The organism is Dyella tabacisoli (assembly GCF_003350925.1).
In the GTDB taxonomy this organism is placed as follows: domain Bacteria; phylum Pseudomonadota; class Gammaproteobacteria; order Xanthomonadales; family Rhodanobacteraceae; genus Dyella_C; species Dyella_C tabacisoli.
The window spans coordinates 339,771-353,043 of the sequence record NZ_KZ857177.1; the positions used below are offsets into that span (position 1 = coordinate 339,771).

Consider the following 13,273-nt stretch of genomic DNA (forward strand, 5'->3'; position numbering starts at 1 on the left):
TAGATTCACGTTAGCAGGGCCTGCTCAGCTCAGGCTCGGGATCGTGCCAGCCATCGGCGCCGCTGACTAGCCGTGCCGCTGCTGGGGGCCCCCAGCTACCGGGTTCGTAAATACTCACTATGCCTTCATGGCTTAGCACCTGGTCGACGACGGCCCAGGCCGCCTCGACACATTCGTCGCTGCTGAACAAGGAGTTATCGCCGCGAACCGCATCGCCGAGCAGTCGTTCGTACGGTGATTTCTCCGGCTCCGCATGATGCCGGGCAACCAATTCCACCGGTTCGCCCTGCATCAGCTCGCCGGGCTGTTTGACCATGGCGCCTTCGGCAATGACCACCTCCGGGCTAAGCCGGAAACGGAAGTAGTTCGATTGCGCCGGGCCGATCTGGTCGAAGATCGGCAGCGGCGGCGCTTTCATCTTTACCATCACCTCGGTGGTGGTGATCGGCAGATTCTTGCCGGCGCGGATATAGAACGGCACGCCAGCCCAGCGCCAAGTGTCGATGTGCAGACATAGCGCCACGAAGGTCTCCCTATTGGAATCGGCCGCGACACCTTCGACCTCAAGGTAGCCTTTGAACTGGCCGCGCACGACCTGCTGCGGATCGATCGGGCGCATCGCGCGAAACAAGCGCAGTTTTTCCGCGCGTAACGATTCGGGGTCATGGCCGACCGGCGAATCCATCGCCAATAGCGAGGTCACCTGCAGTAGATGGTTCTGCAGCACGTCTCGAATCGCACCGATATCGTCATAGAACGCGCCACGGCCGGCCACGCCGAAGTTTTCGGCCATGGTGATCTGCACGCTGTCGACGTAGTTGCGGTTCCAGATCGGTTCGAGAAAGGTGTTGGCGAAGCGGAAATACAGCAGGTTTTGTACCGCCTCTTTGCCCAGATAGTGATCGATGCGGAAGATCGCCGACTCGGGGAATACCTCGTGCAGCATGCGGTTGAGCTGTTGTGACGAGGCCAGGTCGCGGCCAAACGGCTTTTCCACCACCACCCGCGCGTTCTCGGCGCAGCCGGCTTGCTGCAAGCCCTTGGTGACGGTTCCAAACAGGCTCGGCGGTATCGCCAGGTAATGCAGGGGGCGGCTGGCGCGGCCGAGCATCTGCTTCAACTGCGCAAACGTGGCAGGGTCGTTGTAATCGCCGTCGATATATTGCAGTTGTGCCGAGAGCTTTGCGAAGGCGGCCTCATCCATGTCGCGGCCTTGATCCTTCGCCGATTGCAGCAGACTGTCATGGGCGCGCTGACGCAATTGATCCAGCGTCCAGCCCGAGTGGGCGACGCCGATAATCGGCAGGTCCAGCCCGTCGTGGAGCACCATGGCCTGCAGGGCGGGAAAGATCTTCTTGTAGGCCAGGTCGCCGGTGGCGCCGAAAAAAACCAGGGCATCCGATTGAGATATCGCCATGACGATGGCTCTTTCCTATGGGCGGTAAGGTTGCTGTGGGTGAAGTTCAAGATATGCAAGGGTGATTGAGTTCGATGTTGTGCTCAAGCCCGTCATCGACCAGGGTGATGCGGCCATCGGCTTGTATTACGCCATCGAGCCACACGGTGCCGGTCGTGCCAACGGCACTTTGTCGTACGTTGACCTGATACAGGGTGTCCCGATAGCGGTAATTCAAGGTGAAATGGTCCCAGTCGGCGGGCAGTACCGGGGCAAAGCGCAAACGCCCCGCCTCCAGCCGCAAGCCGAGCAGCGACTCGATGATTAAGCGGTACATCCAGCCAGCCGAGCCGGTATACCAGCTCCAGCCGCCGCGGCCGACGTGCGGTTCGGCCGCATAAACGTCGGCGCTGACGACATAGGGCTCGACCTTGTAGATGTCCAGTTTCGCGGCGTCGCTGCTATGGCTGATCGGGTTAATCATGCGCAGCAGCTCCCATGCGCGCGCACTGTCGCCCAGCTCGGCGAAGGCCATCGTCGCCCAGATCGCGGCATGGGTGTACTGACCGCCGTTTTCACGCACGCCGGGCACATAACCCTTGATGTAGCCGGGGTCGAGCGCGGAACGGTCGAAGGGCGGGTCGAGCAATTGCACCAGGCCGGCATCGCGGCGCACCAGGTGCTGATCGAGCGCCGCCATCGCCTGATGCTGGCGGGCCGGTTCGGCCGCGCCGGACAGCACCGACCAGCTCTGCGCGATCGAGTCGATGCGGCATTCGTCGTTGCTGCTCGAACCCAAAGGCGTGCCGTCGTCGAAGTAGGCGCGGCGGTACCATGCGCCATCCCAGCCATGTTGTTCCAGTGCACTGCGCAGCGCGGCGACTTCTGCTTCGCAACGCTGCGCGAAGGCTTCGTCATGGTGTAGCCGGGCCACGTCGGCGAAGCGTGTCAACACCTCGCAAGAGAAGAAGCCCAGCCATACGCTTTCGCCGCGACCGCCTTCACCGACGCGGTTCATGCCGTCGTTCCAGTCGCCACCACCCATCAGCGGCAAGCCGTGTACGCCGCGCCGCAGGCTGTGCTCGATCGCACGCACACAATGCTGGTACAGCGGCTCGCGCAAGTTCGAGGACTGGGGCAGGTCGTAATAAGACTCTTCGTCGGGTTGAACCGGGCGCCCTTCGATATAGCCGGCGATTTCATCCAGTACACCGATGTCGGCGGTGGCCAGCACATAGCGGCTGGTGGCCAGCGGCAACCACAGGAAATCATCGGAACAATGCGTGCGCACGCCGCGATTCATTGGCGGGTGCCACCAGTGCTGCACATCGCCTTCGGGGAATTGATGCGCCGCGCACAGCAGCAACTGCTGGCGTGCATTTTGTGGCGCGCTATGGATCATAGCCATCGAGTCTTGCAACTGATCGCGGAAGCCGATCGCGCCGCCGGATTGGTAATAGCCGCTGCGTGCCCAGAAGCGGCAGGCGATGGTCTGGTAAAGCAGCCAACCATTGGCAAGTACATCGACGGCCGGCTCCGGCGTTTTGACCTGCACCGTACCCAAGGTGCGATGCCAGTAATCACGCACTTTATTCAGCGCATCGGCCGCTGCGCCGTTGCTGCGGAAGCGTTGCACCAGCGAACTGGCATCGGCGGCATCGCGACCCAGCCCGAGCCGAAAGATCACTTCGCGCTGCTCGCCTTCATCTAGTTCGACTTTGACTTGGAGTGCCGCACAGGGGTCGAGTCCGGCACCAAGGCGGCCGGACAAATGGGCGTGACCGAGTTCGGCCGGCGCGCGAGCGCTACCGTTGCGGCCGAGAAAGGTGCTGCGATCGCCGCTGATGCCGCGACCGGGATCGCCCACGTCGAAAAATGCAACGCGGTTGGGAAACTCGGTGTTGTACGCGTTGCGGGCAAACAAGGCACCGCTGGACGGATCCGATTCGGTCACTACATGCATGGCGGTTTTCTCGCGCAGATCGCCCAGCAGCCATTCGACATAACCGGTGATCGACAGTTGGCGCGGCTGATCTGAATCGTTGCGCAGCAGCAGGCGCGAGAATTTGACCGATGCGTCCAGCGCCACATAAACCCAGAGTTCGGAGTAAATGCCATCCTCGCTATGCTCAAAGACGCTGTAGCCGAAGCCGTGCCGAGTCACATAATCACCGCTGCCGCGGCAAGGCAGCGGTGTGGGCGACCACACGTGGCCGGTTTCCTCGTCGCGCAGGTATAGCGCCTCGCCGCTGGCATCGCTGACCGGATCGTTGTGCCAGGGCGAGAGTCGAAACTCGTGCGCGTTCTCGCCCCAGCTATAGGCACCGCCGCTTTCGGAAATCACCGTACCGAAGTTCGGGTTGGTCAGTACGTTGGCCCATGGCGCAGGGGTGGTCTGGCCGGCGCGCAGGGTAATCACATACTCGCGGCCATCCGCACTGAAGCCGCCGTATGGATGGCTTAGTCGCAGGGTATTCGCGCGCTGCTCGGTCAATGCGAGCGCCCCCGGCACGGGCATCGTCGTATGCCGCGCGCGACTGGGCCGGAAGCGTGGAGCCTGCGTTTCGATTCGGCGCCGATTGATCTGCTCGACCAGGCTGCCTCGACTGTCGGACAAGATGATCCGCGCGCTCGCCTGCACCACGATGCGGTCTTCGCTGGATAGTTGTTGGGCCGGACGCACGAAAATGCCACCGGGGCGATCCAGCAAACTGGCCTCGCTGCCGGAGGCGATCAACCCCATGATCTGATCTTGTAACTCCTGCCGATAGCCGACGCGATCCTCGTTCCAGATCACCAGATCCACCGCCAGCCCCTTGAGCCGCCAGTAGGCGTGCGCTTGCACGAGCAGGCGCACCAGTTCGATACGTGCCGGGTCGGCAATTTGCAGCAGCACGATCGGCAGGTCGCCGGAGATCGCCTGGCCCCACAAGCCAGACTGCCCGCGGCGGTTGCTCAGCAGGATGCCTGGCTCGGCGCGCAGGCTTGCATGGGGATAAATGATCGAGGTCGCCATGTGTTCGTATAACTGGGCATCGGCCAGGCTGGCGTTGAGCTGCCGCAGCATCACCTGGCTATGCGTCCAGGCCAGATCGAACACGCGGTCGGCGAGATGGCGGTCGCGGTATTTCTCGATCAGGTGGAGGCAATCGGCACGGCTGTCGCTCAAGCCGGTGACCATGTCCACCGTAACCGACTGCTCGGGGTCCAGCGTGATGCGGCAGCGAATCGCCACGACGGGGTCGAGTACCGAGCCTGCGCTGTTGGATAGCCGTGGATGCGAGTCCTCCGCGGTACCCATGGCGAGTGGCTGCGCCACGCTGCGGCCGCGGCCGATGAAGCGGGCGCGATCGGTTTCGTAGGAAATCTCATCAATGTCGGCATCGTGGACCGCAAGCAGATGGCACATCCACGGTATCGCTTCGTCGTTGGAGCGTGGCCGTCGGCTGCATACGATGGCTTGCAACTCAGGTATGAGTTCAGTCTGCACGAACAACTTGCTGAAAGCGGGGTGCACCGTATCGGTCATCGGTGGCGCCAGCACCACTTCGGCATAGCTGGTCAGCTCGATCGTGCGCCGGGTGCGGCTGCGATTGGTGATGCGGGTACGGCGCAGCTCGATGTCGTCTTCGGGTGACACCACGATTTCGGTGTGCGCGTCGAAGTCGCGTTCGCGTACCCGGAACTCGGCGCGGGCATCGGAGAAGATCGCCTCGAACAACTCGGTTTTTTTCAACGTCGGTTGATACGCGGTAGCCCAGTAAGCACCGCTGGCTACATCGCGCAGGTAACAGAACATGCCCCAGTTATCGCTGGTGATGTCCTCGCGCCAGCGTGTCACCGCCAGGTCGCGGCACCGGCTGTAGCCGCCGCCGGCGCTGCTGACCATGACGTGGTAACGGCCGTTCGACAGCAATTGCAAGGCAGGTTGCGATCGATCGGGGTCGGTGAATACGCGCAATCGGGCTTCGGTCACGTGCGGATTCCCGTTCATTTCGGGGAAAAGGGATGCGTGCAGATATTCCGACGCAGTCCGCGGAATACGTTCTTGCAGCAGCAAGCTGGTGGCACGAAATGGCGGATCGGATTCAAAGCGCCGCTGCATCGGTCGATCCAGCAGCGCGTAGTCCAGCGCCAGCAAGCTCATGCCCTGGTGATGCGCCATAAACGAGCGCACCAGGGCCGAGCTTTGCCCGAGTGGCAGTCGCGCCGGGGTGTAATCGATGGCCTCGTACAGGCCGAAGCGGCCTTGCGCGCCGGTTTCGGCCAATCGCTGCAGATTACGAGTGGCTGCTGCTGGCGCCACCATCATCGCCAGCGCGGTGGCGTAGGGGGCAATCACCAGGTCGTCGCCGAGCCCGCGCTTGAGTCCCAGGCCCGGTACGCCGAATGCGCGGTACTGATAAGTGAAGTGAGCATCGAGCATGTTGTAGCCCGACTCGGAAACGCCCCACGGCACATTCAACTGATTGCCGTACTCGATTTGCCGCGCCACCGCCGCGCGACAGGTCTGGTCGAGCAGGGTGCCTTCGTAGCTGGGCATCACCAGCATGGGCATCAGATATTCGAACATCGAGCCGGACCACGACAGCAACACCGGTTCGCCACCGCTGGTGGTCAGCAGTCGACCCAATGAAAACCAGTTGTCTTGCGGTATCTGGCCTTGGGCGATCGCTACAAAACTGGCCAGTCGCGCTTCCGACGCGAGCAAGTCGTAGTAACTCGCGTCGAGCCTGCGCTCGTCGACGTTGTAACCGATGGCCAGCAAGTCGCGCGCGCTGTCATACAGAAAACGGTAATCCATCAGCGCCAATTTGCCGGCCTGCTGCGCGAGTTGTTTCAGCCTGGCGATGCGTTCGCGTGCCCGAGTACGCAGCGCTTCGACACCCGCTTCAGCAGGCCATTGCAATGGCTCGATCTGGGCCAGTTGGAGCAGGGTAAAGTGACCGCTGACGTTGGCGTTATCGCCCGGCCTCGGAGGGAGATGGAAGGCCACGGCCTCATCGCACAAGTCATGGCATTGGCTGACCAGCGCGTCGAGCCAGAATTCCGCATCGCTGCCGGGCAGGGTGGTGAGCGTTTTCGCCAGTGCAACGGCACGGTCCAGTTGCCGCTGCAGTAGTGGCATGACCGCCTGGCTGGTGGCGGGTGGTATGACCAGCGCTTCTTGCAGCTCCTGATGCCATGGATTCAACGCTACGGCATCGGCGTTATCGAGTGTCTCGCGCAGCACATCGAGTGTATCGAGCAGACCTTGCAGTACGCGCGGCTGGAACACCGGCTCATCGATCAGCGCGAGCAGGCCGGGGCGTAACGTCAGCAGATGTCCGGCCAGGTTGCCGCTATCCACTGCCGAGACATACAGCGGCGCCAGCGGCTGCAAGCTCAGCGTGTCGTACCAGTTGTAATAATGCCCGCGATGACGCGCTAACTTTTCCATCGTGGCGAGAGTCCCTGACGTGCGTTCAAGCAGACGCCCGGTGCTGAGGAAGCCAAAATCGTAGCTGGCCAGATTGGCCAGCAGCGCCAATCCGATATTGGTCGGCGAGGTGCGGTGCGCCAAGGCGAGTACGGGTTGCTCCTGCAGGTTATCCGGCGGCAGCCAGTGATCGGCTGGACCGACATGCGTATCGAAGAACGCCCAGGTCTTGCGTGCGAGGGTGCGCAGAAATCGCTGCTGGGTTGCGCTCGGTACGAACTCCACCTGTGCGCGTGGCTTGCTTATCCGCCATGCGATCCAGGGCGAAAGCAGCCATAGCAGTAGCAACGGCCCAGCCAGCGTCAGCACCCATGGGCGATGCAGTGCCAAGACCACGCTCAATAGTAAGGCCGACGACGGGCCGATCCACATCACGCGTAAGAGCGAGTTCAACGTGTTGCTGCTATGCCGTTCGACATCGCTGGAGGTTTGCCACTGCAATAAGTGGCGTCGGCTGACCAGCATGCGCCACAGCGTGCGGATGATGGCATCGAGGTGGTAGAGCGCTTCGTGCGGCAGCCACGCCAGCGCCAGCGCCATGCGTGCAAGATGTTGACCCGTGGCGCGCAGCGCGGCGCGCAGGTGTTGATCCAACTGTACCTCGCGCGGCTTTTGCAATAGGTCCAGCAACGCGGACAGCGCGGGTGGAATCAACACCATCGCCAACACGGCCAGCGTCCACGAAAGAACCGGTGTCAAAGTCAGCCAGCCAAGTATCAATAATGCCAGCAGCGCCGGCGATACCAGGCTGCGGCGCAGGTTGTCGAGAATCTTCCAGCGCGACAGTGCGGTCAGCGCATTTTTTCGCCAGCCCTCATGGGCACTGGGAGCCCACGGCAGCAGCCATGGCAGTAATTGCCAGTCGCCGCGAATCCAGCGGTGCCGTCGTTTGACATCGGCGCTGTAGCGAGCCGGATATTCCTCATACAGTTGTACGTCGCTAATCAGGCCCGAGCGGGCATGGCAACCTTCGATCAGGTCATGGCTGAGAATACTGTTCTCGGGAAAACGGCCTTCCAGCGTAAGCTCGAATGCATCGATGTTGTAGATGCCTTTGCCGATGAACGAGCCTTCCTTGAAGACGTCTTGATAGACGTCAGACACCATTTGCGTATAGGGGTCGATGCCCGCATCGCTGCCATACAATTGCGCATAGCGTGAGCGTGCCGTGCTGGGCAGGCTGATGCCCACACGTGGCTGCAAGATCGCGTAGCCGGCGATCACTCGGCGACGTTCAGGGTCGTAGACCGCGCGATTGAGCGGATGATCGATCGTGCCGATGAACTCATGCGCCGAGTCGCGTGGGAGCTGGGTGTCGGTGTCCAGGGTGATGATGTATTTCACCGCGGGGAGCGTCGCGATGTTGCCGACGATCAGCGCGTAGCGATCATGCGGGTTACCGCGCAGCAGCGCGTTGAGTTCGGCCAGCTTGCCGCGCTTGCGCTCGTGGCCCATCCAGCATCGTTCGGTGGCATTCCACTGCCGAGGGCGATGAAACAGAAAAAATCGATCGATACCGGTGCGAACATACTTTTCGTTGAGCGCGTCAATGCGTTGTCGCGCCAGCCGCATCAGCGCGGCGTCTTCAGGCAGTGTTTCACTGGCCGCATCGGTGAAATCGGTGAGCAGGGCAAAGTGCAGGTTGGGGTCTCGATTGCCGAGAAAACGTACCTCCAGTGCTTCGACCAGATCCTCGATATCTTGCGTACTGGCAAGCATGCTGGGAACCACCACCATAGTGCGTGCGCTCGCCGGGATGCCTTTGGAATAATCAATACGTGGCAACAGTCGCGGAGTGATCGTCAGGGTGGCCAGCCAATTGAGCAGGCTCTGCGCCAACTGGCTGGCGAGAATGGCCGCGGGAATCGCGATTCCCAGCAACGGCCATATCCGCAGTTGATCGTGCGTGGCGGCGAGTACCAGCGATCGCGCCAACAAAAACGTCAGTAGCGCCAACAGGCCCAGGTAGATCGATAACGGTGCTCTATCGAATAGCCGGTGCAGCATTTCGGTTGGCGTAGGTCGCAGGCCAAGTTTTTGCTCCAGTAGGCGACGCCCTTGATCGATCAGATAAAACCCGACGTGTCGATCCGGTGACGCCGTGGCCGTGGTTACTGTGCCGGCCCGACATAATTCGATGGCTGCCGCGGCAACCTCTTGCTCGGACAGTGGGGTGTTGCGCGCCAGGGTTTCCACCACGTGGCGATAACGGTCGCGCGTAGCGAAATCCATCGTCGCGTAGATGCCGGCGGGGTCTTCGCGCAGCCGCTCTTCAATCGCGCTGGTGTGTTCGACAAAGTCGCGCCAGTCGATGGCCGACAAGGCACGCAAGCTGCCAATGCTGTTGCCGATGGACACTTGATCGGCGGCTTGCTGTTGCGCCTCCAACTGCACCAGATGTTCGATGCTCTGACCGGACTCGGACAAGCGTTGTTCGATCCAGCTCAGCGGCAACGCCAGCGCCGGGCTCTGCCCTTGTAACCGGCGCGCCATTTCGGCAACGAATGGTCCTGTCATGGGTGGCTTTGAGCGGGCCATGTCGGCGACCACCAGCACCACACTCTTGGGGTCGCTCTCGGCGATGGCGATCATGCTGTCGGCCCAGCGTGCAGCTCTACCGCGGTAGCGCCAATCTGCCATCACGCGCGCGGCAACCCGGCGCAGATTTTCGATCAGCGCCAACCGCAGCATGATCGGAATGGCCCACAACTCGCCCAGCTTGAGCGGGGTGACGGTTTGGTAGGCGCCGACGAAGCGAGTCAGGCTGGCGGTGTCGACACGGCCATCGCCGTGCGAAATGATTTCCAGCGCGATGTCGTATACCCGCGGAAGGCCGGTCGAAGGCCCGTGTTCCAGCCGTGGCAGTTCGCGACTGTAGCCGTGCGGCAGATGTCGCCGCGCAATGCGTACTTGTTCTTCGATCAGATAGAAATTGTCCAGCAGCCATTCACCTGCCGGAGTGATCCGCCGCTTGCGCCGGGTTGCCGCCGTAAGCCCTTCGCAGGTATGAATCAGCACCGCTTCGTTGTCGGCCAGCCGAGCCAGCAACAGGTTGGCGCTGGCACGTGGACTCAATCGATGCTGGCCGGCCAGCGTCTGGCCGTGCCGCTCCATCTGGTCCGCGCTGAACAGCTCCGAGCGCAGTGCCGGCTCTTGTTCGGGTTTGGTGCGTGATGCAGCACGGCGGCGGCGAAAGGCATTCAAGCGCCGCAGCTTGAGAAAATCGAGTGCGCTGCTAATCATCGAAGCCAACTTTCCTTTCGAGGTGTATGGCGACCTTTCCACTCGCGCGTGGACCGCAAGCGATAGCTACATAGCGTCGGCGAACTTGTCTGACTTACCGGTAAATACGTGAAAATTCTGTTGAATGCTGGGCACGATGCATGCTTTACGAGGACATGGGTCTGTATGCCGAGGCGAACGCCGAAGTTCGTGCCGACATCGTCGCGATGGGCAGAAGGCTAAGCAGTAAGGGGCAGGAGAGGGCAGGCAACCGGATGGAGGTTGCGACTTCACGAGCACTGTCCTGACACTACAGCAAGATCACTTCAACACGCGGTATTTCTGTTGCTTGATCTTGCGTGGCCGACAAACCTGAAGCGCTATAGCGGCCATCGAAAGGCGGCAAGTGCTGTCAATATCGGGTTCCCCATGAACTGGGGATTCACAAGGGCGACCAGGGGAGGCTGGTGGTTAGCCGCCACCCTTGCGGTGCCGCGGCCTTGGAGTGCGGCCGATACGTTTCCGGTTACTAGACGACCGGTCTAATCTAGGATAAAGTGCGTCGCCATGAACGTTGCCGCCGTACCTTCCGATATCCGCCTACACCTCCTGCAGACCGCCCAGTTAATCATGGGGCGCAAGGGATTCTCAGCGGTGGGCCTGACCGAGATCCTGAGTGTGGCGAAGGTTCCCAAGGGTTCCTTCTACCATTACTTCGAATCCAAAGAGGCGTTCGGCGAGGCGCTGCTCGAGGCCTATTTCTCGGAGTACATGGGGTATCTCGATGCTTTGCTGACCAAGCCTGGGACGACCGCTGCCGATCGCTTGCTGAATTACTTTTCGTATTGGCTCGAAACGCAGGCCAGCGACGATCCTGAAGGTAAATGCCTGGCGGTGAAACTCGGGGCGGAGGTCAGCGATCTTTCCGAAGCGATGCGTACCGTGCTGCAGCGGGGCACCCAGCAGATTGTTGAACGATTGGCTGCTTGCATCGAGGCAGGCGTCGCCGACGGTTCGCTCATGGGTACCTGGAACGCTCACAGCCATGCGATGGCGCTTTATGAGCTTTGGTTGGGCGCCAGTCTGCTCGCCAAGATCACTCGCAACCGTAATCCACTCGTGACAGCGATGGCTACGACGCGACAACTCTTACTTATCCCTGGCGGCACTTAACGCTGAAGCATCGCGCTGCGGTGTGGTGCCATGTTTTCGAGTAGCCCTGTTTTATCCAATGAATAGACGACTGGTCTATTTTTGTATGCGCAAACCGTAAGCAGGTACCTGTTCGACGCCGGATCTCCGATCTTCCTCTCCGATCTCTCTCGCCAATCGAGTTAATAGCCATGTCGAAAACTGAAGTCATCAATCGCCGGATTGTCTTGAATGCGCGCCCTGTCGGTGTGCCTACCGCTGAGGATTTCCGCCTTGAGCGCACGGCAGTGCCGGCGCCAGCCGATAGTCAGGTGCTGCTGCGCACCCTGTATTTATCGCTGGACCCGTATATGCGCGGACGCATGAGCGATCGGCCGTCGTACGCCCCGCCGGTAGAACTGGACGCGGTGATGGTCGGCGGCACGGTCAGCCGGGTCGAGGCATCGAATCACGCAGATTTTCAGGTGGGCGACTTGGTACTCAATGAGGGCGGGTGGCAGGACTACGCACTTTCCGATGGTAATGGCGTGATGAAATTGGGATCGAAGATCAGCCATCCTTCCTATGCACTCAGCGTACTGGGCATGCCGGGCTTCACTGCTTACTACGGTCTCTTGACGATCGGTAAGCCCAAGGCGGGGGAGACCGTAGTCGTCGCTTCCGCCAGTGGTGCCGTGGGTTCAGTGGTGGGGCAGATCGCCAAGCTCAAAGGCTGTCGTGTGGTGGGTATTGCCAGCGGTGAAGAGAAGTGTCGCTACGTCGTCGACACGCTGGGTTTCGATGTCTGCATCGATCGTCGCGATCCGGCGTTTGCCGAAAAGCTTGCCGTCGCGTGTCCAGGCGGCATCGACGTGTATTTCGAAAACGTGGGTGGTGCCGTTTTCGATGCGGTGTTGCCGCTACTCAATAACGGTGCCCGTATACCGGTGTGCGGACTGATCGCCAACTACAACGATACGGCGCTGCCGCCGGGACCGAATCGGTTGCCGTTACTGGCCTCGGTGATCCTGACCAAGCGCATCACGATGCAGGGTTTCATCATTCTGGATCATTACGCCACGGAGTTCGCGGGTTTCTTTCGCGAGATGAGCGGGTGGGTTGCCGAAGGCAAGGTGCAGATCCGCGAAGACCTTGTCGATGGCCTGGAGCAAGCGCCGCAAGCCTTTATCGGCCTGCTCGCCGGCGAGAATTTCGGCAAGGTCGTGGTGCGCGTCGCCGATCGTTGATGCAGCCCTGATTCAATCAAACACGGTCACCGGCTTCGAGTGTGAAGCGGTGACTTCGTACATCGATTCACCTGGATACCGACATGAAAATACTGATGGTGTTGACCTCGCACGACCAGCTCGGCCATACCGGCGAAAAGACCGGCTTCTGGCTGGAGGAGTTTGCTGCTCCTTATTACGCGTTCAAGGATGCCGGCGCACAGATCACCTTGGCGTCACCCAAGGGTGGGCAGCCGCCGCTCGATCCGAAGAGCAACGAGCCGGCATCTCAAACCGATACCACTCGCCGCTTCGAAGCCGATTCAGCCGCCAAGACGGCTTTGGCCCATACGCAGAAGCTCGCCGAGATTTCCGCCGAAGACTACGACGCCGTGTTTTATCCGGGCGGACACGGCCCGCTATGGGATCTAGCCGAAGATGCGGCTTCCATCGCCTTGATTGAAACAACCATTGCTGCCGGCAAGCCGGTCGCGGCTGTCTGTCATGCGCCCGGCGTATTGCGTCACGCCAAAACAGCCGATGGCAAGCCGCTGGTGCAGGGCAAGGCGGTAACCGGCTTCACCAATACCGAAGAGGCAGCGGTGGGCCTGACCAAGATCGTGCCATTTCTGGTGGAGGACATGCTTACCCAGCATGGCGGTATTTATTCCAAGAAAGAGGATTGGCAATCCTATGTCGTGACCGACGGCCTGTTGATTACCGGGCAGAACCCGGCATCGTCGGAAGCGGCGGCGCAGGCAATGCTCAAACAGCTTGTCTGAGCGAGTTTGCCCCGCCAGTACTTCATCTACCGGGCCA

Annotated in this window: 5 protein-coding genes; 3 read left to right on the top strand and 2 right to left on the bottom strand. The window is 61.0% G+C overall.

What is annotated here, in order from left to right; all coding sequences use genetic code 11:
- Nucleotides 1–10: 10 nt before the first annotated feature.
- Together zwf and DVJ77_RS13390 are read right to left on the bottom strand one after the other, a co-directional pair.
- Entirely contained in the window at nucleotides 11–1,417 is a 1,407-nt protein-coding gene (zwf, locus tag DVJ77_RS13385) for a glucose-6-phosphate dehydrogenase (RefSeq protein ID WP_114846008.1), read from the bottom strand.
- A 46-nt stretch (nucleotides 1,418–1,463) separates the two neighbouring features.
- Nucleotides 1,464–10,118, bottom strand: coding sequence for a glycoside hydrolase family 94 protein (locus tag DVJ77_RS13390; protein WP_114846009.1), 8,655 nt, complete (start codon nucleotides 10,116–10,118; stop codon nucleotides 1,464–1,466).
- A 546-nt stretch (nucleotides 10,119–10,664) separates the two neighbouring features.
- Here DVJ77_RS13390 and DVJ77_RS13395 point away from each other — a divergent pair.
- The 3 genes from DVJ77_RS13395 to DVJ77_RS13405 all read left to right on the top strand — a co-directional run bounded on the left by DVJ77_RS13395 (nucleotide 10,665) and on the right by DVJ77_RS13405 (nucleotide 13,236).
- Nucleotides 10,665–11,270 (top strand): TetR/AcrR family transcriptional regulator, encoded by a 606-nt coding sequence (locus DVJ77_RS13395; protein ID WP_114846010.1) that lies wholly within the window; start codon nucleotides 10,665–10,667, stop codon nucleotides 11,268–11,270.
- Between the two features lie 170 nt (nucleotides 11,271–11,440).
- Entirely contained in the window at nucleotides 11,441–12,475 is a 1,035-nt protein-coding gene (locus DVJ77_RS13400) for an NADP-dependent oxidoreductase (RefSeq protein ID WP_114846011.1), read from the top strand.
- Nucleotides 12,476–12,558: 83 nt separating this feature from the next.
- A complete protein-coding gene (locus DVJ77_RS13405; protein WP_114846012.1) occupies nucleotides 12,559–13,236 on the top strand; it encodes a type 1 glutamine amidotransferase domain-containing protein in 678 nt (225 codons plus the stop codon).
- Nucleotides 13,237–13,273: the final 37 nt, after the last annotated feature.

Bases quoted from the DNA above. Each gene is read 5' to 3' on its own strand.
- DVJ77_RS13400 (WP_114846011.1), top strand. From the start codon at position 11,441: ATGTCGAAAACTGAAGTCATCAATCGCCGGATTGTCTTGAATGCGCGC.
- DVJ77_RS13390 (WP_114846009.1), bottom strand. From the start codon at position 10,118: ATGATTAGCAGCGCACTCGATTTTCTCAAGCTGCGGCGCTTGAATGCC.
- zwf (WP_114846008.1), bottom strand. From the start codon at position 1,417: ATGGCGATATCTCAATCGGATGCCCTGGTTTTTTTCGGCGCCACCGGC.
- DVJ77_RS13405 (WP_114846012.1), top strand. From the start codon at position 12,559: ATGAAAATACTGATGGTGTTGACCTCGCACGACCAGCTCGGCCATACC.
- DVJ77_RS13395 (WP_114846010.1), top strand. From the start codon at position 10,665: ATGAACGTTGCCGCCGTACCTTCCGATATCCGCCTACACCTCCTGCAG.